This is a genomic window from Cupriavidus ulmosensis, from assembly GCF_977008105.1.
Window position 1 is genome coordinate 61,287 of record NZ_CDRMWP010000002.1, and the last position, 25,903, is coordinate 87,189.

Sequence of the window (25,903 nt, forward strand, 5' to 3'; positions counted from 1 at the left end):
TGCGCGTGCCTGCCGGGGGCAGGCGCGCGCAGGCGGCGTCGCGGTTCGTGCGCGGGCCGCCTGGCTTAGCTGAAGCACTCGTTGTAGTAGCGCGTGCAGGTGCCCACGGGGCGGAAGGTGTATGGCAGCTCGGCCAGCGCGGCGGATTCGAGCGAGCCGAAGGGGATGTCGAGGCCCAGGCCGTTCGCGTCGGTCGCGGCGCCGTCGGTGCGTTGGGGGTCGTGCGCGGGTTTGTGATGCGTGCTCATGGTGTTTCTCGCAGTGGGTTCGCATGACACCGGCCGCAAGACCGGCAGGCCGCCATGCCTCTGCGCGCCGCCCTGATCGAGGGATGGCGCGCCGTGGAGACGGCAGCGCGGGTGGTGGCTGCCATCGGTACGGGCCATGTTAGCCAAATCCCGCCGAAAGAAAATCCAGGCGCGGCAAAACACACTGTTGCTGAATCGCATTCAATCGCGCGCTGCGCGCCGTGCGCATCACCCGCATCGTCCGCGCCACCCGCGCCACCCGCGCCGTGCCGCCGCCGCCGCCTGCCCCGCGCGGCGCGAGAAAAAACGCATGCAGGCCCGCCTTCATTCGCGCGCCCGATCCGCCTATATTTGGCCTTGTCCCCGCGCTCTCTTGCTCACCGCGCCACTGAACCCGGAGGTCAGGCCATGTCCCGCCCGATGCCGTTGCCGCCGTGCTTTGCCGATCGCCGCGAGGCCGGGATCTATCTTGGCCGCCACCTGGCCGGCCTCGGCTACGGCGCCGCGGCGCTGGGCGAGGCGCCGCTGGTGCTGGCGCTGCCGCGCGGCGGCGTGCCGGTCGCGTTCGAGGTGGCGCGCCTGCTCGAAGGCCGGCTCGACATCCTGCTGGTGCGCAAGATCGGCGCGCCCGGTTATCCCGAGCTGGCGCTCGGCGCGGTGGTGGAGGGCGACGCCGCCGGCGGCGCGCCGCACACCGTCGCCAACGACGACCCCTGGACCCGGCGCGCGCTCGACAGCGGCGCCTTCGACGCCGAGCGCGGCCGCCAGCTCGACGAGATCGCGCGGCGCCAGCAGCGCTATCGCGGCGGCGCGCCGGTGCCGGCCGTGGCCGGGCGCACCGTGATCGTGGTGGACGACGGCGTGGCGACCGGCGCCACCATGCGCGCCGCGCTCGAAGGCGTGCGCGGCGCCGGCGCGCGCACCGTGGTGGCGGCGGCGCCGGTGGCCTCGGCGGACGGGCTGGCCAGCCTGCGCGCGGCGGTCGACGAGGTGGTCTGCCTCAACGTGCCGGCCAGCTTCGGCGCGGTGGGCGCGTTTTACCTGGATTTCCGCCAGACCACCGACGAGGAGGTCGTGGCGCTGCTGCGCCAGAGCGCGTGCGGGCGGCCCGCGTGATGCCGGCGCGGCAATGTTTCGGCGTTGGCCTGGCGATGGCCGCCGGCGCCTAGCGCGGCTGCGCCGCCAGCCTGGCCTTCAGGTGCGGCACCAGCCCGCCGGCCCGCAGCAGCGCGCGCAGGAACGCGGGAATCGCATCGCAGGCGACCGGGCTGCCGTCGGCCAGCCACAGCGCGGGAAGGTCGAGGTCGAGCCGCGCGCGCGCGCCGTCGGCCAGGCGCGCGGTATCGGCGCAGGTCAGCACCGGCAGGCCGAGGTTGATGGCGTTGCGATAGAACAGCCCGGCGAACGAGGGCGCGATCACCGCGGCTACGCCGAGCTGGAGCAGGGCCTGCGGCGCCTGCTCGCGCGACGAGCCGACGCCGAAGTTGTGCCCGGCCACCACCACGTCGCCCGTTCGCACGGCGGCGGGAAACTCCGGGCGCAGCCCGGCCAGGCAATGGCGCGCGATCTCCTCGATGCCGCCCTTCATGTGGGCGCCCGGCGCCATCTGGTCGGTGTCGACGTGGTCGCCGAAGCGCCAGATGCGGCCGCCGTGCGGCGGCGCGCCGGGGGCCGCAACGGGGACGGGGGCGGGAGGAACCGGGCTCATGCCAGCATCTCGCGCGGGTCGGTGATGCGGCCGGCCACGGCGCTGGCCGCCACGGTCAGCGGCGACGCCAGCCACACCGCGCTGCCGCTGTCGCCCATGCGTCCGGCGAAGTTGCGCGCGGTCGAGGCGATGGCGCGGCTGCCGGCCGGGAAGCGCGAGGCGCCGTAGCCGGCGCAGGCGTTGCAGGCATTGGGCAGCAGGTGCGCGCCGGCATCCAGCAGGACCGCCAGCGTGCCTTCGCGCTCGGCCTGCTGCTGGTCGCGCAGCGAAGCCGGCGCCAGTTGCAGGCTCACGCCCGGCGCCACGCGGCGCCCGCGCAGCACGCTCGCGGCCATGCGCAGGTCTTCCAGCTTGGCGCCGGTGCAGGCGCCCAGGTAGGCGATGTCCACGGGCTGGCCCGCCGCGTCGCCCACCGGGCCGGTATTGGCCGGCGAGTGGGGCGCGGCCACCTGCGGCGCCAGCGCGGCGGCATCGAAGCACAGGCTCTCCAGCAGCGCGGCGCCGGGGTCGGTGCGCCAGTGCTCCGGCGCGATGGCGTCCAGCGTGGCGGCCGGCACGCCGGCCTCGGCCAGCCACGCGAGGGTGGTGGCGTCCGGCGCGATCAGGCCGGTCTGCGCGCCCAGCTCGGCGCTCATGTTGGACAGCGTCATGCGTTCCTGCATGGGCAGCGCGGCCACCGCCCGGCCGGCGAACTCGACGGCCTCGTAGCGCCCGCCGCCCAGGCCCAGCCGGCCGCACAGGAACAGCATCATGTCCTTGGCGCACACGCCCGCGCCGAGCGTGCCGTCCCACTGCAGGCGGATGGTGTGCGGCACGCGCAGCCAGATCTCGCCGGTGGCCAGCACGCCCGCCATCTCGGTGGCGCCGATGCCGAACATGTAGGCGCCGAAGGCGCCGCCGGTGGGGCTGTGGCTGTCGCCGCCGACGATGAAGCGCCCGGGCAGCACGTGGCCGTGCTCGGGCAGCACCACGTGGCAGATGCCCTTGCCGTCGATGAAGTGGGGCAGGCGCGCCTCGCGCACCCAGTCGCGCGTGAAGCGCACGATCGCCTCGGCCTCGGGGTCGGCGGCGGGCACGTAGTGATCCGTCACCACCACGTAGCGCTCCGGGTCCCACACCGTGGCGCCCAGCTCGCGCAGCAGCGGCGCCACGCGGCGCGGGCCGCTGGAGTCGTGCGACATCGCCAGGTCCACCTTGCAGGTCACCACCGTGCCCGGCGTGACCGTCTCCAGCCCGGCGGCGCGCGCCACCAGTTTCTGGGCCAGGGTGGCCGGCAAGGCCGGCGGGGTCGGCTTGGCCGGCGCGGGGGCGGGCGCGGCGAGTGGCATCATTCGGGCGTGGCTCCCGAGTATTTGACCACCTTGGCCCAGCGCTTGACGTCCTCGCGCACGAAGGCGGCGAATGCCTGCGGCGTGCTGCCGACCGGCTGGGCGCCGTCCATTTCCATGCGCTTGCGCACCGCGGGCGTGTCCAGGCCCTTGCGGGCGGCCTGGTAGAGCGCCTGCAGGACGTCGGGCGGCAGCCCGGCCGGGCCGAACAGGCCGAACCAGGCGCTCGACTCGAAACCCTTGACGGTGTTGCCGATCGGCGCCACGCCGGGGAACTGCGGCAGCGGCGCCGGGCTGGTCACGCCCAGCACCTTGAGCTTGCCGCTCCTGACGTGGGGCAGCACGTTGAGCGTGCTGGCGAACATCAGGTCCACCTGGCCGGCGAGCAGGTCGGTCATGGCCGGCGCGGTGCCCTTGTAGGGAATGTTGACGATGTAGGTGCCGGTCATCATCTTGAACATGTCGCCGGCCAGGTGCACCGACGAGCCCACCGAGCCGATGGCGAAGTTCAGCTTGCCGGGCTGGCTCCTGGCCAGCCGGATCAGCTCGGGGATGTTGTTGGCGGGCAGGCCGGGCGTGGCCACCAGCACGCTCGGCACGCTGGCGACCAGCGTGATCGGGGTGAAGTCCTCGATCGGGTCGAACGGCAGTTTCTTGTAGAGCGTGGCGTTGATGGTGTGGCTGGTGAAGCTCATCAGCAAGGTGGTGCCGTCCGGCGCGCTTTTGGCCACCAGGTCGGCGGCGATGTTGCCGCCCGCGCCGGGCCGGTTCTCCACCACCACGCCCTGGTCCAGCTCGCGCGCCATCTCCTGCGCGATGGTGCGCGCCAGCGTGTCGGTGGTGCCGCCGGCCGGCGCGCCGACCAGGATGCGGATGGGCTTGCCGCCGGCGATCTGCGCCGCCTGCGCCGGCACCGCCAGCGCAAGGCCGGCGGCGGCGCCCAGCAGCGCGGCCAGCGCGCGGCGGCGCGAAAGCCGTGCGGCTCGTGCGGCTGGTGCAGACCGCGCGGAAGGCCGGCGGCGCGGCAGCGGTGATCGGGCCGTGAAGTGAACTGGCATCGCGAATTCCTTCAGGAAGAGTTCGGGAGCGCGCAGTATCGCTTGTCCCGGCCTATTCGCGCAGCCCCGTGCGCGCTTCGCTTTCCACCCAGACGTTGGCGCTGTCGCCGCCCGCGGGAGACAGCTCCATGCGGTATTCGTAGCGGTCGGGGCGGTACTGGCCCAGCAGGAACTGCACCGGGCGGCCGGCCTTGTCCAGCACCACGCGGCGCACCGCCAGCAGCGCGCCGCCCACGGGCACGTCCAGCAGCGGCGCGACCACCACGTCGGCCAGCCGCGCCGACAGCGTCTGGCTGGCGCGTCCCAGTTGCACGCCCGCGCCTTGCAGCAGGCGCAGCATCGGCGTGGTCTCGAGGTCCTTGCGGGTCAGGCCGCGGCCCAGCTCGCCCGGCAGGTAGGTGGTGATGTGCGACAGCGGGCGGCCGCCGTAGTGGCGCACGCGCACCACCTTGACCACCGGGTCGCCGGCCTGCAGCCCGAGCGCCTCGGCCACTTCCGGCGTGGCGTGCACGTCGTCGATCGAGATCACCTTGACCGAGGTCTTCTGCCCCATGTCGATGATGTTGTCGAGCAGGCTGCCGGGCCGGTCGCCCACGGTGACGGGCTTGATCGGGTGCGGGTTGACGAAGGTACCCAGGCCGCGGTGACGGCGCACCAGTCCCTCCTGCACCAGCCGGTCGAAGACCCGGCGCATGGTGACGCGCGACGCGTGGAACTGCTTGGCGAGGTCGATCTCGCCCGGCAGCGGGCCCTGGCCGAAGCGGCCTTCCACGATCTGTTGGCGTAGTACCACGTAAATCTGGTGATACAGGGGAACGACGGCTTCACTCATGGTTTCCCTTGCGTATGGGTAACAAGTCTTGAATAGTCCTAATGTACTTTAAATCAGACATAGAGCCTAGTTATGTCGGCGCTTGTGCCGCATTCCACGCACCGGGCGGCGGCAATCGTTGCGCGCGCGCCGCGCATATGCCGCGCGCGCCGCAATCGCGCCGGCGAATGTTTGCGTCCCGCGCGCCCCCCCGGGCCGGCCGCGCGATTGCTGCGGTGCCCCGCGCGGTCCCGCCCGCGCCGCCCCTCATGCGGCGACCAGTGCACCGGCCACGGGGCCTGTTTCACGTCCGATACAGCGGCGGCCGCCGAGGGTTTTCCTTAGGAGCCGCCTCCGGACCCCTGACAGGCAGCGCTTGTTCCGGCGCCCGGGAGACCCATGCGCGGTGACGTTCGGTGCGCGCTGTCACAACTGTGTGACATGTCGCGTGCGCCGCATGGCGGCCGCGCGCGCGCAAGCCGCGCGGCACGGGTTCCCGCCCCGCGCCGGGCACTTCGCAGCCCTTGTATTTCAAGGGATTACAGCGCGGCCGCCGGCCGCTGGCACTGATTATGCGGAACGGGAGGCTGGTTTGGCCGTGAAGCCGGACCCGCACCTCCGGCCGCCGTTCTCCCCGAGCGCCGGCCAGAGGCCGAGCCGCTGTGAAATCCTCCTGGGAGCTTTGTATGAAAAAGACCTTACTTGCGTCGGCGATTGCCTTAGCCCTTGGGGCCGGCGGTCAGGCCATGGCCAACCCGACGAACAACAATGACGTCAAGTGGAACGGCGACAACACGCAGACGGCCACTGCGAACTCCACGCAATCCGGCGGCGGCGCTCTGGCAAACGAAAACTCCTCCGCCTGGCAGGACAACAGCACGTCGAGCAAGACCTCGAGCTTCGCTTCCACCAAGACCTCCACCAGAACCACCACCAAGACCAACGCCGACAACAAGGGCAAGGTGACTTTCGATGAAGGCTACGGCAACGCCGGCGCCAACAACGGCAGCACCGCCACCGCCAACTTCACCAACTCGTTCAACAGCAGCAAGGCCATCGCGGTGAGCAAGCTGTCGGGCGCGGTCACGGGTGTGGTGGTCCACGGCATCGGCAATATCGCCACCAACAACGGCAACGCCAACGGCGGCTGGGGCGGCAAGGGCGGCACCGGCTATGGCGGGACCGGCCAGGGCGGCTCGGGCGGCAATGGCGGCAACAGCGGCAACGGCGGCGCCGGCGGCAGCGGCGGCTCGGCCACCAACGGCAGCGCTACCGCGGGCTATGCCTCGGCCGGCAGCGCGTTCGCCGGCCGTGGCGGCAGCGGTGGCGACGCCAAGGGCTACGGCGGCGACGGCGGCGGTGCCAAGGGCTATGGCGGCGACGCGCTCAGCGCCAGCGCCGGCCGTGGCGGCAGCGGCGGCGGCGCCAAGGGCTCCGGCGGCGATGCGCTCGGTGCCAGCCTGTCCGGCTCCGGCAAGGGCGGCGGCGCGCTGGCCGGTGGCGGCAGCGCCGGCGGCCTGGCGGCGGGCGTGGGCGGCAGCAGCGGCTCGCGTTCGGGCAGCGGCGGTGACGGCGGCTTCTTCGGCAACGGCGGCGGCAGCGGCACCAGTACCGCGGGCGCGGGCGGCGCCGGCTCCACCGGCACCACCACCACCACCGCCGGCGCGGCGGCGGCGAACGGCGGCGCGGGCGGCAGCTCGGCCTCGGGCGCGGTGAGCCCGACCGGCGGCGCGGGTAGCGGCACGGGCGGTGCGGGCGGCGCAGGCTCCGGCGGCGCGGCTACGGCCACGGCCGGTGCCGGCACCGGCACGGGCGGCGCGGGCGGTGCGCAGACCAGCGTGGCCGGCAACGGCGGCGCGGGCGGCAACGCCAGCGCTGGCGGCGCCTCGACGCAGGCCAGCAACGGCAGCGCCACGGCGGGCGCCGGCGCGGTCGGCGCGGCTTCCGGCGCGGGCGGCGCGGGCGGCACGGGCAACGGCGGCACCGGTGGCGTGGGCAATGGCGCGGTGGGTGGAGCCGGCGGCGCCGGCGGCACCAACTACGTCGATGCCGGCACCTTCAACATGTCCAACATGATGAGCAGCGTCGGCCAGTCGGCCGCGGGCATCATGATCGCCAACCAGAACAGCGGCATGGCATCGCTGGTGCAGCAGAGCGTCAACGTCCAGGCCAACCTGGCGGTCGGCAAGTAAGGCAGTGCATGGCGGCGGCGCGCCGCGGGTGGATGGCCCGCGCGCATGCCCCGCCGGCACGGCACCAAGCCGGCAACTCAGGGCATCCGCGCGCGTCGTCCGCGCGAGGATGCCCGTTCGACGAAGCGTCCACTCGTCTCCCGCTTGCCCGTCCGGATGGGGGCGGCAGGCAAGAGGCCGAAGGAGACACCAACATGCGATCGGTCCGCTTTGCCGCCGCCGTCATGGCGACGGCCGTCCTGGTCTGGCCGGGCCTGCAAGCCCTGGCCGACCCGTTGCCCGACGGGCCATCGGCCGCAGTGCCTGCGGCAGACTCCGCCAGCGCCGCCAACACCGGCGCCGCGGTCCGGGAACCGGTTCCCCCCGCGGTGGCGCGCGGCGTATTCGCCGGCCTCGGCAAGCCGGTCGCCAGCAACAGGCTGGACGGCATCCGCGGCGGCTCCGAACTGGTGGCCAACGACATGCGCCTGGCCGGCACCGTGGCCGACAACAGCGCGAGCCACATCATGAGCGGGGCCAACAGCATCGCCGACGGCTCCTTCGCCAGCGCCGCGGGCCTGCCCACCGTGATCCAGAACTCGGGCTCCAACGTGCTGATCCAGAACGCCACGATCATCAACGTCCAGTTCAAGCCATGACGCTGCGCAAGCTGCTACTGCCGGCCGCGCTCGCGCTGGCCGCGGCGGCCGCGCCGGTGGCGCGCGCCGACGACGCGGTCATTCCCGCCGACGGCAGCCATTTCTTCAGCGTGCGCGTCACCAGCCTCAAGGAGGCGCGCTACAAGACCACCATCCGCCAGCAGTACGACTTCAGCTGCGGCTCGGCGGCGGTGGCCACGCTGCTGACCTACCAGTACGGCTACCCGGTCACCGAGCAGGTGGTGTTCGCCAACATGTACGTCAACGGCGACCAGGCCAAGATCCGGCAGGAGGGTTTCTCGCTGCTCGACATGAAGCGCTTTCTCGAGTCGCGCGGTTTCATCGCCGACGGTTACGAGCTGCCCTTGTCCAAGCTCGAGGAAACGCAGATCCCGGCCATCGTGCTGGTGGTCGAGAACGGCTACCACCATTTCGTGGTGGTCAAGGGCGTGCGCGGCAACCGCGTGCTGATCGGCGATCCGGCGCTCGGCACGCGCGCGATCTCGCGCGAGCATTTCGAATCCATCTGGGACAGCCAGCTGCTGTTCGTCATCCACAACCGCGAGGAGCTGGCGCGCTTCAACCTGGCGGCCGACTGGCGCGTGGCGCCGACCGGCCCTTATTCAATGGGTATCAACCGGGATAGTCTGTTCTTCACTGTCATGCCTTCGCATGGCAGCAGCGACTTCTAAGGAACGCATCATGTTCCAGGCATCCTCGAAGCCCACGCAATCCCGCCGCAGCGCAGCCGGTCCGGCTACTGCGATGGTGCTGCTCGGCGCAGGGCTGGCTTGCGCCGGCCACGCGCGGGCCGATGAAAACACGGGGCTCGCAGTGCCGGATCTGCATGGCGCAAGCGATGCCGCCGGCCTTGCCGTCCCGCCTGCCGCGCAGGCGGAATCCACCAACCCTTCCTTCGCTGCCGCACTGGGCGGCATGGCCGGCCGGACGCCGGCAACGCAGGACAACGCGGCGCGCGATCCGGCGCCGCAGGACAGCGCGGCGGTGCCGCCGGCGCCGGCGGAATTCGATGTGTTTGCCGCTGCCGTCGACGAGGCGGCGCCCGCCATGTCCGGCGCCGACGTCGCCACTGCCGCGGACACGCGCGAGGCATTGCCGCCGGCGCGGGAAGCGCCACCGGCAGCCGCCGCGCCGCGCCCGCCCGATGTCATCGCTGCAGCGCCAGCGCTGACGCCGCCGCAGCCGCCAATCTCGCGCGGCGCGGCGCCCGGAGCGCGCGCGCGCGAAGCGGCGCTGGCCGCCGCGGCGCCGTCCGGCGCGCAGGACCGGCCCGAGGGCCAGGCCCCGCCCGCGCGCGCCGCGCGCAGCATCATGGCGAGCTGGAAGCCGGTGGAGCAGGACCGCCTCGACGACCTGCGCGGCGGCTTCGACGTGGGCTCCAACCTGCAGGTGTCGTTCGGCATCCAGCGCGCCGTGTACATCAACGGCGATCTCGTGGTGGCGACCAGCCTGACCATTCCCAACCTGAGCCGCATCACCGCCGACCAGGCCACGCGGCTGGCGGCGGCGCTGGGCGTGGCGACGGGAGCCGGGGCGGCGGCGGTCAACAACGCGCTGGCTTCCCATCCGGCCACCGCCGGCAATGGCGGCAATGGCAGCAGCAATGGCGGCAATGGCGGCAGCGGTAGCGCGGGCGGCAGCGCCGGCGCCGCGGGCACGGCGATGACCAGCCTGCCGGCGGCGATGGTGTCCGCGGGCGCGGCCACGGTGACCACCAACGGCGTCATGAGCCTGATCCAGAACGGGCCGGGCAACAGCGCCGCCGCCAGCGCGCTGGCCGGGTCGCCGGCGACGGTGATCCAGAACACGCTGAACAACCAGTCGATACAGAACCTGGTGACGATCAATGCGGGCGTGAACACCTTGCAGGCATTCCGCGCGCAGGTGGCCAACCAGACATTGACCAACGCCCTGCTCGGCACCACGGGCCTGCGCTGAAGGCCCGGCCGGCGACGGCGGGCGGCATGCGCGGATGGAGAGCGGCAAGCCGACGAGCAGCAGGCAGCAGGCAGCAGGCAGCACAGGCAGCAGGCAAGAAGCAGGCAAGAAACAGGCAGCAGGCAACACACGCAAGAAGAGAGGCTGTATGCGGTAGGCAGGTTGCGGACTCCTGCACCAAACAGTCCGCCGACCGGGGGAGGAAGGCGAAATGAAAACAGGGTCGCTGCGCGGCATCCGGCAGGCCGGATGCTCGACATTGCTGTTGCTCGGGAGCATGGCGCAAGGCCAGACTCCGCCAGACCAGGGACCGGCTGCGGCAAAGCTGGAGCAGCTCCGGCGCGAGGTGGCCGAGCAGGCCGCCGTGCTCGAGGCGATGAAGCGCTCGATGGCGGAGCAGGAGGCCACCATCCGCGAGCTGCGCAGCGTGCTCGGCACCGACGTGCTGGCCAGGAAGCGCGGCGGCCAGCGCGCGCCCGGCACCGGCCCCGCGCCGGCCAGCGCGGGCGAGGACGCGGCCACCAACGCCGCCTCGGCGCCGCCCAGGCCCGGCGCGCAGGATGGCGGCAACACCGCGATGGAGCAGAACGCCACGGCGCAGGCCGCGCAGGCGCAGCTCGCGCTGGCCGGCGACGAGCAGCCGGTGGGCCGGCCTCCCGAGGAAAAGACCGCGCCGCCGGCGATCGCGCCGATCTTCGACCAGCCCGGCGTGCTCACGCCCGCGGGCAAGCTGGTGGTCGAGCCGAGCTTCCAGTACGGCTATTCGTCGAGCGACCGCGTGGCGCTGGTCGGCTACACCATCATCCCGGCGCTGCTGATCGGGCTGATCGACGTGCGCGAGGTCAAGACCTCGACCTACATCGAGACCATCGCGCTGCGCTACGGCCTGACCAAGCGCCTGGAGATCGAGGCCAAGGTGCCCTACGTGCAGAGCTCCGGCTCCACCGTCAGCCGCGAGGTCTTCACCGGCACCGCGATGGACAACGTCTTCAACGCCAGCGGCAAGGGCCTCGGCGACGTGGAGGCGACGCTGCGCTACCAGCTCAACTACGGCAACGAGAAGATGCCGTACTTCGTCGGCTGGCTGCGCTACAAGTCCAACACCGGCAAGAGCCCGTTCGACGTCGTGACCGACTGCGTGACGCGCTGCGTGGGCAATACCACCGGCACCGGCCTGCCGCTCGGCCTGCCCACCGGCTCCGGCTTCCAGGCCATCCAGCCCGGCATCACGTGGCTGCTGCCGAGCGACCCGGCGGTGTTCTTCGGCACCTTCAGCTACCTGCACAACTTCGCGCGCAACGACGTCAGCCGCACCGTGCTCAACGGCGAGAAGGAGAACCTCGGCAAGATCGCCCCGGGCGACATCTTCGGCTTCAACTTCGGCATCGGCCTGTCGCTCAACGAGCATGCCTCGTTCAGCATCGGCTACGACCAGAGCATCATCTGGCCGACCAAGCAGAACGGCCAGACCGTGCCGGGCTCGGTACGCGTGACGCAGGGCACCTTGCTGGTGGGCTACTCGTACCGCTTCAACAGCCGCTACACGCTGAACCTCTCGGTGGGCGCGGGGCTGACCACGGACACGCCCAACCTGACGGTCACGCTGCGGCTGCCGATCACGTTCTGAGGCCGGCCGCGCACATGGCGGCGCGCCGGGTGATGCCGGGCCGGCATGCGGCCGGGGCCGCCTTGCGCTGGCCACGCGGCTGGCGTACAACTGAAGAAACCCGTCCCCCGGGGCGGATACGGATACACCTTCGCCTGGCAGGTCCGGCCGGCGTGACGGCGGCTCCGCATGCACGGCGCCGCCGGGACGGCCCGGGGATGGCCTGGAGTGACCTGAGCGAGGAGACAGTCATGCGCAAACGCATCTTCTGGTTGTTGCCCGATCTGGAGAGTGCCCGCCGCACCATGGACGACCTGCTCCTGGCGCGCGTCGAGAACAAGCACATCCACTTCATCGCGCGCGACGGCGCCGACATGAGCGGCCTGCACGAAGCCAACCTGTTCCAGACCTCCGACATCGTGCATGCCGCCGAGATGGGGCTCATGGTGGGCGGCGGCATCGGCATCATCGCCGGCGCGCTGGTGGCGCTGTTCCCGATCGTCAGCGACACGCCGCAATGGGGCCTGGTCGGCGTGCTGGCCGTGCTGGGCGCGGCGTTCGGGGCGTGGGCCTCGAGCATGATCGGCTGTTCGGCGCCGAACAGCCGGCACAAAGCGTTCGAGAAAGACATCGAGGAAGGGAAGATCCTGCTGATGGTCGACGTCTCGCGCGGACGCATCGAAGAGATCGAGGCGCTGTTGCAGGCTTCGCATCCGGAGGCGAGGTTTGCGGGGATGGATCCGGCGGTGCCGGCGTTTCCTTAAAGGGTTTTTCTTGGTGGGTTGTTTGTTTGGCTTCTTGGCCTGAAAGTTAACGGCTTTAACTTTAACTTCAACTTCAAAGGCTTAAAGTCAAAGGCTTTCGCTCCTCCGGAGCGACCTACTTTCTTTTGTCCGAAAAGAAAGTAGGCCAAGAAAGCGGACTGCCTGGCCGGCAGGGGCAGAAACGTTGGGGTTTCTGGTGTTGCTGGTTTCGTGGTGGGGGCGGTGGTTCTGCTGACCTGCTGCCGTTACCGGTTCGGCTCGCCACGATCTGGCTGGCGGTATGGGTTGCGGGGTCAGACCTATGATGGCGAGCGCACTGCTGGTTCGAGCATCTGCCGTTACCGGTTTGGGCGGTCACGGCGTAGCACCGGCACTGGTTTCGTGGTGGGGGTGGTGGCCCCCCCGCGAGTGTGCTGGGTTGCTGGAACCGAATTACCTCTCAAGTCAAAACCGTCCGGCACTGCGTTCAAACAGGGGCCACCGCGCCCACCACGAAACCAGCGCCGTCTCTATGACGAGCCCATCTGCCCCGGCCGCGGCAGCAGCTTGAAGGGCCTGGACCAACGCCATCATGCAGCGCCACCACGAATCGAACACCACCCGAGAGACAGTGGCCGCCAAAACCGGTACCGGCAGAATCCCAGCAGAACCACCGCCCCCACCACGAAACCACCAACCCGAGAAACCCCAACGTTTCTGCCCCTGCCGGCCAGGCAGCCCGCTTTCTTTGCCTACTTTCTTTTCGGGGAAAAGAAAGTAGGTCGCTCCGGGGGAGCGAAAGCCTTTGACTTTGACTTTAAGAATTTGACTTTAAGTCTTTGATTTAAATACTTTGACTTTGAAGTTAAATATTTAAGAAGTTGAATTTAAACAATATAAGAGAGAATCAAGGTAATTGAGAGATAAAAAATAATAAACCAACCACGCCCCCCCCCATATCCCCCCTGAGGTATAGTCCCCAAATGACTACCTCCCCCTTCTCCCTAACCAACCGCGTGGCACTGATCACCGGCGGCGCCCAGGGCCTCGGCCTGGCCATCGCCACCGCCCTTCGCCAGGCCGGCGCCCACGTGATCATCGCCGCCCGCAATGCCGACCGCGTGCACGCGGCCGTGGCGCGGCTTGACGGCGGCGCCGAGCCGCTGGTGCTCGACATCACCGATGAAGCCGCGGTCGCGGCCGCCTTCGCGCGCATCGACGCCAGCCACGGCCGCCTCGACATCCTCGTCAACAACGCCGGCGCGCGCAAGCGCAGCGGCATGGCCGAGCTCGGCGCCGGCGACCTGCGGGAGATGCTGGAGACCAACCTGGTCGCGCCCTACGCGCTGTGCCGCCACGCCGCGCAGCGCATGCGCGATGGCGGCTACGGCCGCATCATCAACGTCACCTCGATCGCCGGGCAGGTGGCGCGCGCCAACGACGTGCTCTATCCCGCCACCAAGGGCGGCCTCGACGCGCTCACGCGCGCGATGGCGGCCGACCTCGGCCGCGACGGCGTGACCGTCAACGCCATCGCGCCCGGCTACTTCGCCACCGAGCCCAACCAGCCGATGGTGGCCGACGAGAGCGTGGCGCAATGGCTGCGCCAGCGCACCGCGCTGGGCCGCTGGGGCCAGCCGGAGGAGGTCGCGGGCGCGGCGGTGTTCCTCGCCTCGCCGGCCGCGTCCTACGTCACCGGCCACGTGCTGGCGGTGGACGGCGGCTACCTCGCGCACTTCTGACGGCAGCGCCGCCGTTCAGCGCGCGCCGCCGCCCGCGGCGCGCCCGAAGTGCGCCCGCACGGCTTCGATCATCGCGGCGGCGGCGGCCGAATCGCCGCGCTCGCGCAGCCGCACCAGGCAGATGTCGCGCACCAGCGACGGCAGCTGCAGCGGCCGGATCGCCAGGCCGTCCTGCTGGAACTGGAACAGCGCCAGCGCCGGCACCACCGTCACGCCCAGCCCCGCCGCCACCAGTGCCGCCACCGTGGCGAGATGCTCCACTTCCATCACGCCGTTGAGCTTGAGCGGATGCAGCGCCGCGTCCAGGTGCTGGCGCACGCTGCTGGTGCGCGACAGCTGGATGAACGGCAGCCCCGCCAGCGCCTGCGGCGCCACGCGGCGGCGCCGCGCCAGCGGATGGTCCGCCGGGCATACCAGGTGGAAGCGGTCGGCCACCAGCGGCTCCACGCGCAGGTCGCCGTCCTGCGCCGGCGCGGGCGCCAGCGCGAAGTCGGCGCGGCCGCGCCGGACCATGTCGATGCAGCCGTCGGCCAGCAGGTCGAACAGCTCGATGGCGATGCCCGGATAGCGCTGGTGGAACGCGGCCAGCAGCGGCGGCAGGTCGCCCGCCGCCAGCGAGGGCAGCGCCGCGACCGAGACCCGTCCCTTGCGGCGCTCGGCGTGGTCGCGCAGCTCCGCGAACGCGGTCTCGAAATCCGCCAGCAGGCGCGCCGCCACTTCCTCGAAGCGCCGCCCCTCCACGCTCAGCTCCACATGGCGCGTGGTGCGCTCGAACAGGCGCGTGCCGGCCTGTTCCTCCAGCGTCTGGATCAGCGCGCTGAAGGCCGATTGCGACAGGTGGCAGGCCTGCGCCGCGCGGGTGAAGTTGCGGTGCGCGACCAGCGCCACGAAGGCGCGCAGGTGCTTGACGGAGAGGTTCATCGCAGCGGGCGGCGGCGGGGTGCGCAAGCGCATTTCCCGCGGCCGCGCTTTTATCCGGAAAGTCGATAGATTAATCCAAATTATCCGTTTTTCGGCGCAGGCCGGCGGCCCTAGAATCTGCCCACGGTGCCCACGGGCGCCGACCTTGCATCGCGGGCCCGCGCCCGCTTCACCAGGCTTCGTCCCATGACCGCTTCCGTCCCCGCCAGCGCCACCTTGCAGATCGGCTGCGGCGCCGGCTTTTCCGGCGACCGCACGGATGCCGCGCTGCCCGTGGTGCGCACCATGATCGCCGCGGGCGGCCCCGCCGTGCTGATGTTCGAGACGCTGGCCGAGCGCACGCTGGCGCTGGCGCAGCTCGCGCGGCGCGCCGACCCGGCGCGCGGCTACGAGCCGCTGCTCGACGCGCTGCTGGCGCCGGTGCTCGGGCTGTGCCTGGCCCACGGCATTCCCATCGTCGGCAATTTCGGCGCCGCCAACCCGCGCGCCGCCGCCGCGCGCGTGCGCGCGCTGGCGGCCGAACTCGGCCTGGCGCCGCCGCGCGTGGCGGTGGTGGAGGGCGACGATCTCTCGCACGAGGCCGGCCGCGCGCTGCTGCGGCAGGCCATCGGCGCCGGTTTTCCCGAGGCGCGCTTCGTCTGCGCCAACGCCTATCTCGGCGCGCGCGGCATCGCCGACGCGCTGGCCGACGGCGCGCAGGTGGTGGTGTGCGGCCGCGTGGCGGACCCGGCGCTGGCGGTGGGCCCGGCAATGGCGCATTTCGGCTGGTCGTGGCAGGACTGGGACCGCCTGGCGCGCGCCACCATCGCTGGCCACCTGCTCGAATGCGGGGCCCAGGTCACGGGCGGCTATTTCGCCGATCCCGGCATGAAAGACGTGCCCGACGTGCACGCGGTCGGCTACCCGATCGTGCGCCTGGACGCCGACGGCAACATCGAGGTCGGCAAGGCCGCCGGCACCGGCGGCTGCGTGGACCTGCGCACCGTCAAGGAACAACTGCTGTACGAGGTGCACGACCCGGCCGCCTACCTCACGCCCGACGTGGTGGCCGACATCGGCGCGGCCACCGTCGAGCAGCTCGGCCCCGACCGCGTGGCGGTGCGCAACGTGCGCGGCCACGAACGGCCCGCGCAGCTCAAGGCCAACCTGTTCTGCGAAGGCGGCTGGATCGCCGAGGGCGAGATCTCCTACGCCGGCCCCAACGCCGCGGCGCGCGCGCGCCTGGCCGCGGACATCGTGCGCCGGCGCATGGGCGTGCTCGGCCACGACGCGCCGGTGCGCTTCGACCTGATCGGCGTGTGCAGCGTGTTCGCCGACGACGCCGGCGAGCTCGTGCGGCAGCCCCAGCCCGGCGAAGCGCAGGCGCAGGACGTGCGCCTGCGCGCCGCGCTCGCGCACGAGGACAAGGCGGTGGCCGAAGCGCTGCTGCGCGAAGTCAACGCGCTCTACACCTGCGGCCCCGCCGGCGGCGGCGGCGTGCGCACCGCGCTGCGCGCGCGCCTGAACGCCATGTCCTGCCTGGTGCCGCGCGGCGCCGTCACCGCCAGCCATACCCTGCTGCCATGAATACTGCCCACACCAGCGCCACCGCCGATATTGCCCTCTACCAGCTCGCGCACGGCCGCACCGGCGACAAGGGCGACCGCTCCAACATCAGCGTGATCGCCTACGACCCGCGCGACTTCGACCATCTCGCGGCCCACGTCACCGAGGACGCGGTGGCCGCGCTGTTCAGCCATCGCCACCCGGCCGCGGTCAGGCGCTACCTGGTGCCGTCGCTGCAGGCCATGAACTTCGTCATCGACGGCGTGCTCGACGGCGGCGTCAACGACGCGCTCAACCTCGACACGCACGGCAAGGCGCTGTCCTTCCTGCTGCTGCAGCTCCGGCTGCCCCTGCCGCCGCGCCTGGCCGGCGCCGGCTGATCTGCCTGACCCGGTACCACAGCCGGCCACCACCACAAACCACAACATCAGAATTCCAACTGGAGACCCAACATGTCCGTACACACCCAGCTTGCCCCCGCCCTCAAGGCGGCCACCGGCATCGTCGCCGCCGCGCTCGCGCTGCTGGCGGGGCCGGCGCGCGCGGAGTTTCCGGACAAGCCGATCCGCTTCGTGGTGCCGTTCGCCGCGGGCAGCGCTACCGACCAGCTCGCGCGCGCGATCGGCCAGTCCATCACGGTGGATGCCAAGGTCACGGTGGTGGTCGACAACAAGCCCGGCGCCAACGGCTTCATCGCCGCCAGCGACGTGGCCAAGGCCGGCCCCGACGGCTACACCGTGCTGATCACCACCAACACCACGCACGCCGCCAACGAGCACCTGTTCAAGAAGCTGCCCTACGACCCGGTCAAGGACTACGCGCCCGTCACGGCGCTGGGCCGCGGCGGCCAGATCATGGTGGTGAACCCGCAGTTGCCGGTCAACAGCGTGGGCGACTTCATCGCGCTGGCCCGCAAGGAGCCGGGCAAGCTCAGCTTCGGCAGCGGCAGCTCCTCGTCGCGCATCGCCGGCGAGCTGTTCCAGCAGATGGCGCACGTGCAGCTGCTGCACGTGCCGTACAAGAGCAACCCGCTCGCCGTGACCGACCTGCTCGGCAACCAGATCCAGATGATGATCACCGACACCGCCACCGGCCTGCCCCAGGTCAAGAGCGGCAAGCTCAAGGCGCTGGGCGTGTCGGGCAAGACGCGCTCGCCGCTGGCGCCCGGCGTGCCGACCATCGACGAGGCCGGCGTGAAGGGCTACGAGATGAGCTACTGGTTCGCCGCCTACGCGCCGGCGAAGACGCCGCCGGCGGTGGTCGACAAGCTCAACGCGCTGATGATCAAGGCCGCGAAGAGCGAGACCGCGGCCAGCTTCTACCAGTCCACGGGCACCGACGTGTTCACCAGCACGCCGGCCGAGCTGGCGAAGTTCCAGGCCGCGGAATCGGCCAAGTGGGGCAAGATCATCAAGGCGGCCAACATCCAGCCGGAGTGAGCGCGGCGGCGGGCAACCTTGCCGGCAGCAGGGCCGCGCCGCCGCGGCGCGCCGCGGCGGGCTACCATGCGCGCAGATCCGCAAGTCACGACACAGGCCCAACATGCACTCTTCCTCTGCGCCGGCGTTCTCGCCATCCTCCGATCCCCAGTCGCTGATCGTCGCCTACATCCGCGCCAAGGACGAAAACCGCCCGCACCGGATGGCGCATGCGTTCGCCGCCGACGCGGTGCTGGAGATGACGGTCAAGTCCGAGGCCATCGCCTTTCCCGCGCGCAGCGAGGGGCTGGCTGCGATCAGCGAGGTGCTGGTGCGGCGCTTCGGCCAGACCTACGACAACGTCTACACCGTCTGCCTGGCCGATGCGCCGCCGGCCGCCGACGCCGCCACCTACCGCTGCGACTGGCTGGTCGGCATGACCGACAAGGCCAGCGGCAGCGTGCGCGCGGGCTGCGGCCGCTACGCCTGGACCTTCGGCGGCACCGGCGGCGAGCGCCGCGTGCGGGCGCTGGAGATCGTGATCGAGGCGATGGAGGTCCTGCCCGCCGAGGCCGCGCAGCCGGTCATCGACGGCTGGCTGGCGCGCCTGCCCTATCCGTGGTGCACGGCGGCGCGGGCGGTCGAGGCGGCGCCCGCGCTGGCCGGGCTGGCGCCGGTGCTGGCGTACCTCAGGTCCGCCGGATCCGCCGCGTAGTGCACTTTGCGGGGATAATGCAGGATCGCCGCCCCCGGATTGCTTTGGAGCGCTGCATGACGACCCTGCCTTGTTTCCTCCGCCGCCGGCTGGCGGTTTCCCTGAGCGTGGTGCTGGCCCTGGCCGGCGCGCTGGCCCAGGCGCCGGCGGCCTCGGCCCCGCCGGCCCAGCAGAAGACGCAGGTGCCCGGCTACTACCGCATGATGCTGGGCCAGTTCGAGGTGACCGCGCTGTACGACGGGCATGTCGACCTCGACACAAAGATATTCCGGTACAGCAGCCCGCGCGAGGTGCAGCGCCTGCTGGCGCGCATGTTCGTGGCCAGCACGCCGGGCATGCAGACCGCGGTCAATGCCTACCTGATCCACACCGGCGGCAACCTGGTGCTGGTCGACACCGGCACGGCGGCCTGCTTCGGCTCCGCGCTGGGCCACGTGGCGCAGAACCTGCGCGCGGCCGGCTACGAGCCCGCCCAGGTCGACACCGTGCTGCTCACCCACCTGCATCCCGACCACGCCTGCGGCCTGGTGGCCGACGGCAAGCCGGTGTTCGCCAACGCCACGGTGTACGTCGACCGGGCCGATGCCGCCTACTGGCTGGACGAAGCCGCCGCCGCGCGCGCGCCGCAGGACGCGCAGGCGGTCTTCGCGCTGGCGCGGGCCGCCGTCGCGCCCTACCAGGCCGCCGGCCGGCTGCGCGCCTATGGCGCCGGCGACACACTGGTGCCCGGCGTCACCGCGGTGCCGGAGCACGGCCACACGCCGGGCCACAGCGGCTACCTGTTCAGGTCGGGCGGGCAGGGCATGCTGGTCTGGGGCGACGTCGTGCACAGCCACGCGGTGCAGTTCCGCCGGCCGGAGGTGGCGATGGCGTTCGACGTGGACAGCCGCCAGGCCGTGAGCGCGCGCAAGGCGATCCTGGCGCAGGCCGCGCGCGGCAAGCTGTGGGTGGCCGGCGCGCACCTGCCGTTCCCGGGCATCGGCCACGTGCGCGCCGAAGGCCACGGTTATGTCTGGGTGCCGGTCGAGTACGGGCCGGTGCGCACCGACCGGTAGCGCGCGCGGGCGCCGCTGCCGCGACGCGCCGGCGCTAGCGCCGCAAGCCGAGCACCAGCACGCCGGCGCCCACCAGCAGGATGCCGGCCCACTCGCGCAGGCTCGGGCGCTCGCCCAGGAAGACCACGGCGAACACCGCCACCAGCAGCAGGCTGAGCTTGTCCACGGGCGCCACCTTCGAGGCGTCGCCGATCTGCAGCGCGCGGAAGTAGCACACCCATGAAGCGCCCGTGGCGAGGCCGGACAGCAGCAGGAAGGTCCAGGTGCGCGGCGACAGCGCCAGCGGGTTGCTCCACTTGCCGGTCAGCACCACGAACAAGGCCAGCGCCACGATGATCACCGCGGTGCGCACCAGCGTGGCGAGGTCGGAGTCGATGCCCGCGAGGCCGATCTTGGCGAAGATCGCGGTCAGCGCGGCGAACACCGCCGACAGCAGCGCCCAGTGGAACCAGCCCGCGGCGGAAGACATGATGCGGCGGCTCAGAGGCGCCGGCGTTCCATCGCCACCAGCGACGGCACGAAGCCGAGCTGGCCGAAGAAGGCCGCCTCGGAAGAGCGGCCGGCGCGCAGCACCCAGGTGATGTCGGGATCGTTGCCGACGATGTGGCGCACCAGCGCGCGGCCGATGCCGCGGCGCCGGTGGCTCGGCGCCACCGCCACCATCGACAGGTAGCCGTTGGAGACGTCGTCGCACAGGGCGCGCGCGAAGCCGACGATCTCCCCCTTGTCGACCGCGACCGCGACGCGCTGCGAATTGGCGATCAGGCGGGCGAAGCGCTCGGTGTTGGCAACCCGGTGTGCCCAGCCGTTGGCCGCAAGCAGTTGCCTGGCCGCCTCGATTTCGTCGGGCAGCAGATTGCGGATTTCCATCGGGGCTCCCATGCAAGCACATACGGCAACTCGGCGCAGCCCTTCTGTCGGGGGGCGTCACGAGGCGAGGACGGCGCGGGGCCGCCAAAGACTGCTGGCAGTGTAGCGAGCGCGCGCAGGCCCGTCAATTTGGCGGCCCGCCATGTTGCTTCCCTCTTGCGGCGGGGTATCATGCTTGCCATGAACGCCTCGATCTTCTCTTCCGCCCATCCGGCCGATCAGCTGGCCGAGTTCAACGACGCCGACGCGGCGCTCGCCCGCATCCTCGAGATCTACGAGGCATCGGTCGGCGCCATACGCGCGCGCTTCGACGCGTTCGCGCACGGGCAGCCGCTGCCGTCCGCGGCGCACGCCTGTTATCCCTATCTCGGCATCTCGGTCAACCTCGAGACGATGGTGACCGACAGCCGGCCCTCGTGGGGCACGGTGGCCTACCCCGGCGTGTACGGCACCACGGTCACGCGCCCCGACCTGCTGGCCGATTACTACCGCGACCAGATCGAGCGCCTGCTGCGCTACCACCGCGTGCCCGTGGTGGTCGGCGTGAGCCGGCGGCCGATCCCGCTGCCGTTCGTCATCGAAGCCTCCACCACCGACATCAGCTACACGCAGGCGCGCGAGCTGGAGGCGTCGTTCGTGCTGCCGGAACTGAGCCGCATCGACGACGCCATCGCCAACGGCACCTTCGAGCCCGTGTCCGGCGAGGCCTGGCCGCTGTCGCTGTTTACCGGCGAGCGCGTGGATCTCGCGCTGCAGCGCCTGTACCACTACACCGGCACCGCGCCCCAGCATTTCCAGCGCTTCGTGCTGTTTACCAACTACCAGCGCTACGTCGACGAGTTCATCGAGCTGGGCCGCTCGCTGATGGCGGCGGACGATGCGCAGGGCGCCGAAGGCTACGCGCGCTTCGTCGAGCCCGGCGACGTGGTGCAGGTGCGCGGCGCGGCCGAGCCCGACGACGCGCAGCGCCCGCGCGCGCTGCCGCAGATGCCGGCCTACCACCTCGTGCGCGAGGACCGGCTCGGCGTGACGCTGGTCAACATCGGCGTGGGTCCGTCCAACGCCAAGACCATGACCGACCACCTCGCCGTGCTGCGTCCGCATTGCTGGCTGATGGTGGGCCACTGCGGCGGCCTGCGCCGCTCGCAGCAGCTTGGCGACTACGTGCTCGCGCACGCCTACGTGCGCGACGACCACGTGCTCGACCACGACCTGCCGCCGTGGGTGCCGGTGCCGCCCATCGCCGAGATCCAGGTCGCGCTGCAGGAAGCGGTGGCGCGCATCACCGGCCTGTCCGGCAACGAGATGAAGACGCGCATGCGCACCGGCACGGTGGTCTCCACCGACGACCGCAACTGGGAACTCAAGTCCAAGTCGCTGTACGCGCGCTTCAACCAGTCGCGCGCGATCGCCATCGACATGGAAAGCGCCACCGTGGCGGCCAACGGCTTCCGCCTGCGCGTGCCCTACGGCACGCTGCTGTGCGTGTCCGACAAGCCGCTGCACGGCGAGCTGAAGCTGCGCGGCATGGCCAATGCGTTCTACCGCCAGCGCGTGAGCCAGCACATGACGATCGGGCTCGAGGCGATCCGCATCCTGCGCGAGGCCGGCGCCGAGCAGCTCCACTCGCGCAAGCTGCGCAGCTTCGACGAGCCGGCGTTCCGCTAGCTCGTCGGTCCCGCGGTCACGACAAAAAAACAAAAACGCGCAACAAACGCACGCGCGGCGCGAGCGCCGTCACCGGCCCTGCGCGCCGCCGCGTTGCCGCCGCCCGCGCATCCCGCCGCGGACGACCGCTTGCCTTGTGCATGCGCCCGCTTCAGAAGCGGTAGCCCACGCCCACGCTGAACAGCCACGGATCGAGGCTCGCGTTCGAGAGCTTGACGCCGCCGGCCTTCACGTCCGACGAGATCCAAGTCTTCTTGACGTCGGCGTTGAGGAACCAGTTGCGCGTGAGCTTGTAGTCCATGCCGATCTGCAGGACCGGGCCGACGCTCCAGCGGTCCAGCGACAGCGTGTTGCCGGCGAGGTTGGCGCCCCAGATGCGGGTGACGTTGATACCGGCGCCCACATACGGGCGGAACGTGGCTTCAGGCAGGAAGTGGTACTGCAGCAGCAGGCTCGGCGGCAGGTGCGAGAACGTGCCGATCTTGCTGCCGCCCAGGTAGACGTCCTGCTTCTGCGGCACCGTCAGCACCAGTTCGGTGGCGATGTGCGGCGTGATGAAGTAGGTGACGTCGAGTTCCGGGATCCACTTGTTGTTGACCGTGATCAGGTCCGAAGGGCCGACCCCGCCGATCGGGTCCGACTTGTCGGCCATGTCGAGATAGGTGGCGCGCAGGCGCACCATCCAGTTGCCCTGGGCTTCGTCCGCTGCGGCTGCCGGCGTGGCGGCAAGCGCGCCGAACAGGGCCAGGACGGCGACGGCGGTGGTGGCGAGACGGGTGGGGACAAGCAGACGATTCTTCATGATGTTGGCTCATTAATTGGAAGACTTCACGCACAGTGTGGCGGAGCGTTCCCATGTGAACCTTGACCAAGAGCAAGAATAGCAGTATCGGCTGCCGGCGCTGGCGGCTGCGTCGCGAAGCCGCGACAGTGGGCTGCCGGACCGTCGCCGGGCGGGCCGCTGGCCCCGCCTGGCTCCCTGCCGGACTCCCGGCATGGCGGCCGGGGCGCGCGTTGGGGCGCGCGCTGGAGTGGATCGGCGCCCCGGGTTTGCGGCGATGCAGCAACGCCGGAACCGCGACGCCCGGCCGCGGCCCGGGGCCCGCTCCGGCCTGGCGTGGCCGGCTCCCAAGCGCCAGACACGCTCTAAGGACATGCGCAAATATTCGTGGCCGCGCGCGGCGGCTGGCCTTACGCTGTGCACACGGTTACAGCAAAGAGCAACACAGCAACGAGCATGTCGTGGGCGCCCCGCAAAGGCGTCTTTCCGGGTGTGCCCCGTGGGGGCGGGGCACACCGGCTTTTCTGCGCGGGCCTTGCTGTACGGATCATGCCACACGGGCTTCGCCCGCACGGGTTCCATCCGCGCAAGTTCTGTCCGCATCACGGCAGGGCCGTCTCCGTCTGTCCTTCATCCATCCTGGCGATTCCAGCCGGCGCGGGTTCGCGCCGGCTTTCGGGCGTTCCGCTCCCGGGCCGATCGGCCGGCATTGCATTTCCCCGGCCGCGGCGCGGCCCTGGCGGATCGCATCCTGCCGCGAGCCAGAGATAGAGCGCGCGCCGGCGTGACGGGGTCCGCGTTGCCGGACCGGCGGCTTTCCCTGCGGCCCACATTCGCGCGTGCGACGGCGCACACAGGCCTCGAACCTTCAACCGTATGGCTGGTACAGCCACGCGCGCATCGTGACTAGCCTTGAGAAGAATCGAAGTGTTTCGCTGCCGGCGCAGACAAGACACCAACGGAGGAGGCAGGCATCATGAAGAAAACCGGGAAATGCGCCGGCGGACAGCGGGCGTGGCCGGCGTGGCTGGCGTGCGCGTGGATGGCCCTGATGCTCGCCGCGTGCGGCGGCGGCGGCAGCGGTGGCGGGGGCGGCGCCGGGACCGCGCCGTCCACCACCGGCACCGCGGCGGACCTCGCGCCGGTGCAGTACTCGGTCTCGCTTTCCACGACCTCGGGACAGGTCGCCATCGGGCGCAGCATCTCGGTGAGCGCGTCGGTGGTGGACAGCAAGGGCAACGACCTGACCGCCGGCAGCACCTTTGCGTGGGCTTCCTCCAGCACCACGCTCGCCACCGTGGTGCCGGCCGCAGCCAACGGCACCGCCACGGTCACCGGCGTGGCCGCCGGCACCGCCGTTATCCAGGTGCTGGCCACCATCAGGACCTCCGACAGCAGCACGCTCACGCTGCCGGCGCAGGCCGCCACCATCACCGTGCTGCCCACCGCCGCCAGCTACAACCTGGCGCTGTCCAACCCGGTGCTGTCGCTGGCCGACGGCCAGGCGCAGCCGGTCAAGGCCACGCTGCTCGACGCCAACGGCAGCGACGTCAGCGCCGCCGTGCACGACTGGGCCTGGGCCAGCTCCAGCGCCAACGTGCAGGTCAGCGCCGCGCAGAACAGCGCCACGCTCACTGGCAGCAACAGCTCGGCCACCGCCGCGCTCGGTACGGTCACGGTCTCCGTCACCGCGCCCAACGGCGTCGCGGTCAGCGGGCAGATGCTGGTCACGGTGCTGAAGAACGCCGGCTACACCTACCGGCTGGCGCTGTCGCAGGGCGGCACGCCGGTCAACGCGCTGTCGGTGCTCAACGGCTATCCGCAGACCTTCGCCGCCCGCGTGATCCGCAGCGACGCGCAGGACGTGACGGCCGATTTCGACGGCGCCTGGACCTATGCCGCGGCCTCGCCCACGCTGTCGGTGGCGGCGGACGCGGCCACGCGGCAGGCCACGGTCAGCACCGCCATCGCGCCCGGCATGCCCACCGTGCAGAGCGTGCTGCAGGTCACGGCGGCCAGCAGCAAGATCGCCGCCACGCCCAGGGCGAGCCTGGCCGTGACCGAGCAGCCCAAGTGGGCGCTGGTCTACAACGGGCCGCAGCCGCTGCGCCTGCTGCTGGGCCTGCCGCTGCCGATCCCGGCCACCGCCACGCTCAAGCTGTACGGCGCCGACGACGTCTTCTCCGACTGCGCGGGCTGGAACTGGACCGCCAGCGCCAACGTGGCGCTCGCGCCCGGCGTCAATGCCGCGCAGGTCCTGGTGACGCCGCTGGCGGCGGGCAGCTTCTCGGTGACGGCAACGTGCACGGCCGGCCCCGAGCAGGAGCCGGTCACGGTCACGATCCCGGGCACGGTGAGCTGAGCGCGCAACGCAACGATGCCCGACGGGGAAGCCTGCCGGGCATCGTCTTGTGCTGGGGAAAGCTGGGGAAGCGCGCGGAGAAAAGCCGCGTCGCGGCCGTGCCGGAGGGCTGCAGGTAAACCGGCCGGAAGCCAGGGCGTACCCAATTCTGCGTGGCCCGCGCGAGGGCCGGATGCGTCTTCCGGCGGGCGGTTTCGCGCCGCCGGGGCCGCCGCGCCTCAGCGCTTGGCGACGAAGCGGATGACCTGCTCGTTGCGCGCGGGCTCGGCCGGCTGGCCCTCGGTGGTGCTCGAGCCGCAGGTATTGCAGCCGCCGCTGTCGCAGCCGCTGGCGCAGCCCGCCACCGCCTGCGGCGCCAGCCACGCCACCGCGCGCAGGCGCCAGCCGGTGGCCGCCGCGCCGCCCAGGCGCGTCGCCAGCCAGGCCTTGAAACGCTCGCGCGAGCGCGGCGCGTAGCGCGACAGCACGGAGACCGCGCAGACCAGCACGATCAGCGGCACCAGCAGGGTTTCGAAGGCGTGGTAGAGGCTCATGG

General features: G+C 71.3%; 26 protein-coding genes. 15 read left to right on the forward strand and 11 right to left on the reverse strand.

Features of this window, described 5'->3' with window-relative positions; all coding sequences use genetic code 11:
• Nucleotides 1–65: 65 nt before the first annotated feature.
• Both ACWTPI_RS20230 and ACWTPI_RS20235 read right to left on the reverse strand, forming a co-directional pair.
• A complete protein-coding gene (locus ACWTPI_RS20230; protein WP_020203319.1) occupies nt 66–248 on the reverse strand; it encodes a hypothetical protein in 183 nt (60 codons plus the stop codon).
• A gap of 139 nt (nt 249–387) precedes the next feature.
• On the reverse strand, nt 388–576 hold the full coding sequence (locus ACWTPI_RS20235) for a hypothetical protein (RefSeq protein WP_454732533.1): 189 nt from the start codon (nt 574–576) through the stop codon (nt 388–390).
• A 92-nt stretch (nt 577–668) separates the two neighbouring features.
• On the opposite strand from ACWTPI_RS20235, the gene ACWTPI_RS20240 reads away from it, so the two are divergent.
• Nucleotides 669–1,364 carry a phosphoribosyltransferase gene (locus ACWTPI_RS20240; protein WP_454733982.1) on the forward strand — a complete coding sequence of 232 codons (696 nt, stop codon included), beginning with the start codon at nt 669–671 and terminating at the stop codon, nt 1,362–1,364.
• A 49-nt stretch (nt 1,365–1,413) separates the two neighbouring features.
• Here the strand turns inward: ACWTPI_RS20240 and ACWTPI_RS20245 are convergent, their stop codons facing one another.
• From ACWTPI_RS20245 to ACWTPI_RS20260, 4 genes are read right to left on the reverse strand one after another with little or no spacing between them, the layout of a single operon-like run.
• Complete coding sequence (locus tag ACWTPI_RS20245; RefSeq protein ID WP_454732534.1) at nt 1,414–1,956, reverse strand: LeuD/DmdB family oxidoreductase small subunit; 543 nt, start codon at nt 1,954–1,956, stop codon at nt 1,414–1,416.
• On the reverse strand, nt 1,953–3,287 hold the full coding sequence (locus ACWTPI_RS20250; RefSeq protein ID WP_020203323.1) for a 3-isopropylmalate dehydratase large subunit: 1,335 nt from the start codon (nt 3,285–3,287) through the stop codon (nt 1,953–1,955). Before ACWTPI_RS20250 ends, ACWTPI_RS20245 begins: the two co-directional genes overlap by 4 nt.
• Nucleotides 3,284–4,342, reverse strand: coding sequence for a tripartite tricarboxylate transporter substrate binding protein (locus ACWTPI_RS20255; RefSeq protein ID WP_454732535.1), 1,059 nt, complete (start codon nt 4,340–4,342; stop codon nt 3,284–3,286). Before ACWTPI_RS20255 ends, ACWTPI_RS20250 begins: the two co-directional genes overlap by 4 nt.
• A gap of 52 nt (nt 4,343–4,394) precedes the next feature.
• On the reverse strand, nt 4,395–5,174 hold the full coding sequence (locus ACWTPI_RS20260; protein ID WP_020203325.1) for a GntR family transcriptional regulator: 780 nt from the start codon (nt 5,172–5,174) through the stop codon (nt 4,395–4,397).
• Between the two features lie 665 nt (nt 5,175–5,839).
• Between ACWTPI_RS20260 and ACWTPI_RS20265 the strand changes: the two genes are divergently transcribed.
• The 7 genes from ACWTPI_RS20265 (at nt 5,840) to ACWTPI_RS20295 (ending at nt 14,033) form a co-directional block, all read left to right on the forward strand.
• Nucleotides 5,840–7,345 (forward strand): hypothetical protein, encoded by a 1,506-nt coding sequence (locus ACWTPI_RS20265; protein ID WP_059412028.1) that lies wholly within the window; start codon nt 5,840–5,842, stop codon nt 7,343–7,345.
• A gap of 194 nt (nt 7,346–7,539) precedes the next feature.
• Complete coding sequence (locus ACWTPI_RS20270) at nt 7,540–7,983, forward strand: hypothetical protein (protein WP_059412029.1); 444 nt, start codon at nt 7,540–7,542, stop codon at nt 7,981–7,983.
• Nucleotides 7,980–8,675, forward strand: coding sequence for a C39 family peptidase (locus ACWTPI_RS20275; protein WP_020207142.1), 696 nt, complete (start codon nt 7,980–7,982; stop codon nt 8,673–8,675). The genes ACWTPI_RS20270 and ACWTPI_RS20275 overlap by 4 nt, the downstream gene beginning before the upstream one ends.
• 10 nt (nt 8,676–8,685) lie before the next feature.
• Nucleotides 8,686–9,942: a hypothetical protein gene (locus ACWTPI_RS20280; protein WP_454732536.1), complete on the forward strand. Its 1,257-nt coding sequence runs from the start codon at nt 8,686–8,688 to the stop codon at nt 9,940–9,942.
• Between the two features lie 211 nt (nt 9,943–10,153).
• Nucleotides 10,154–11,569: an acetate kinase gene (locus ACWTPI_RS20285; RefSeq protein ID WP_059412031.1), complete on the forward strand. Its 1,416-nt coding sequence runs from the start codon at nt 10,154–10,156 to the stop codon at nt 11,567–11,569.
• A gap of 230 nt (nt 11,570–11,799) precedes the next feature.
• Nucleotides 11,800–12,312, forward strand: coding sequence for a hypothetical protein (locus ACWTPI_RS20290; RefSeq protein WP_020207109.1), 513 nt, complete (start codon nt 11,800–11,802; stop codon nt 12,310–12,312).
• A gap of 962 nt (nt 12,313–13,274) precedes the next feature.
• A complete protein-coding gene (locus tag ACWTPI_RS20295; protein ID WP_454732537.1) occupies nt 13,275–14,033 on the forward strand; it encodes an SDR family oxidoreductase in 759 nt (252 codons plus the stop codon).
• Between the two features lie 15 nt (nt 14,034–14,048).
• Here ACWTPI_RS20295 and ACWTPI_RS20300 read toward each other — a convergent pair whose 3' ends face one another.
• Nucleotides 14,049–14,954, reverse strand: coding sequence for a LysR substrate-binding domain-containing protein (locus tag ACWTPI_RS20300; protein ID WP_454733983.1), 906 nt, complete (start codon nt 14,952–14,954; stop codon nt 14,049–14,051).
• A 186-nt stretch (nt 14,955–15,140) separates the two neighbouring features.
• Between ACWTPI_RS20300 and ACWTPI_RS20305 the strand changes: the two genes are divergently transcribed.
• The 5 genes from ACWTPI_RS20305 (at nt 15,141) to ACWTPI_RS20325 (ending at nt 19,687) form a co-directional block, all read left to right on the forward strand.
• Entirely contained in the window at nt 15,141–16,520 is a 1,380-nt protein-coding gene (locus tag ACWTPI_RS20305) for an acyclic terpene utilization AtuA family protein (protein ID WP_454732538.1), read from the forward strand.
• Nucleotides 16,517–16,879 carry an AtuA-related protein gene (locus ACWTPI_RS20310; protein ID WP_020206097.1) on the forward strand — a complete coding sequence of 121 codons (363 nt, stop codon included), beginning with the start codon at nt 16,517–16,519 and terminating at the stop codon, nt 16,877–16,879. The genes ACWTPI_RS20305 and ACWTPI_RS20310 overlap by 4 nt, the downstream gene beginning before the upstream one ends.
• Nucleotides 16,880–16,951: 72 nt before the next feature.
• Complete coding sequence (locus ACWTPI_RS20315; RefSeq protein WP_454732539.1) at nt 16,952–17,938, forward strand: Bug family tripartite tricarboxylate transporter substrate binding protein; 987 nt, start codon at nt 16,952–16,954, stop codon at nt 17,936–17,938.
• Nucleotides 17,939–18,041: 103 nt separating this feature from the next.
• Nucleotides 18,042–18,632 (forward strand): nuclear transport factor 2 family protein, encoded by a 591-nt coding sequence (locus ACWTPI_RS20320; protein WP_020206095.1) that lies wholly within the window; start codon nt 18,042–18,044, stop codon nt 18,630–18,632.
• A 56-nt stretch (nt 18,633–18,688) separates the two neighbouring features.
• Nucleotides 18,689–19,687, forward strand: a complete 999-nt coding sequence (locus tag ACWTPI_RS20325) for an MBL fold metallo-hydrolase (RefSeq protein WP_454732540.1) — start codon at nt 18,689–18,691, stop codon at nt 19,685–19,687.
• A gap of 34 nt (nt 19,688–19,721) precedes the next feature.
• Here ACWTPI_RS20325 and ACWTPI_RS20330 read toward each other — a convergent pair whose 3' ends face one another.
• Together ACWTPI_RS20330 and ACWTPI_RS20335 are read right to left on the reverse strand one after the other, a co-directional pair.
• Nucleotides 19,722–20,156, reverse strand: a complete 435-nt coding sequence (locus ACWTPI_RS20330) for an EamA family transporter (protein ID WP_020206093.1) — start codon at nt 20,154–20,156, stop codon at nt 19,722–19,724.
• 11 nt (nt 20,157–20,167) lie between these two features.
• Nucleotides 20,168–20,557, reverse strand: coding sequence for a GNAT family N-acetyltransferase (locus ACWTPI_RS20335; protein ID WP_020206092.1), 390 nt, complete (start codon nt 20,555–20,557; stop codon nt 20,168–20,170).
• Between the two features lie 171 nt (nt 20,558–20,728).
• Between ACWTPI_RS20335 and ACWTPI_RS20340 the strand changes: the two genes are divergently transcribed.
• Entirely contained in the window at nt 20,729–22,225 is a 1,497-nt protein-coding gene (locus tag ACWTPI_RS20340; RefSeq protein WP_020423973.1) for an AMP nucleosidase, read from the forward strand.
• Nucleotides 22,226–22,376: 151 nt separating this feature from the next.
• On the opposite strand, the gene ACWTPI_RS20345 is transcribed toward ACWTPI_RS20340, so the two are convergent.
• Complete coding sequence (locus ACWTPI_RS20345) at nt 22,377–23,027, reverse strand: OmpW/AlkL family protein (protein ID WP_020206090.1); 651 nt, start codon at nt 23,025–23,027, stop codon at nt 22,377–22,379.
• 955 nt (nt 23,028–23,982) lie between these two features.
• Here ACWTPI_RS20345 and ACWTPI_RS20350 point away from each other — a divergent pair.
• On the forward strand, nt 23,983–25,368 hold the full coding sequence (locus ACWTPI_RS20350; RefSeq protein WP_454732541.1) for a hypothetical protein: 1,386 nt from the start codon (nt 23,983–23,985) through the stop codon (nt 25,366–25,368).
• Between the two features lie 218 nt (nt 25,369–25,586).
• Here ACWTPI_RS20350 and ACWTPI_RS20355 read toward each other — a convergent pair whose 3' ends face one another.
• Complete coding sequence (locus tag ACWTPI_RS20355) at nt 25,587–25,901, reverse strand: DUF6587 family protein (RefSeq protein WP_454732542.1); 315 nt, start codon at nt 25,899–25,901, stop codon at nt 25,587–25,589.
• Nucleotides 25,902–25,903 lie beyond the last annotated feature (2 nt).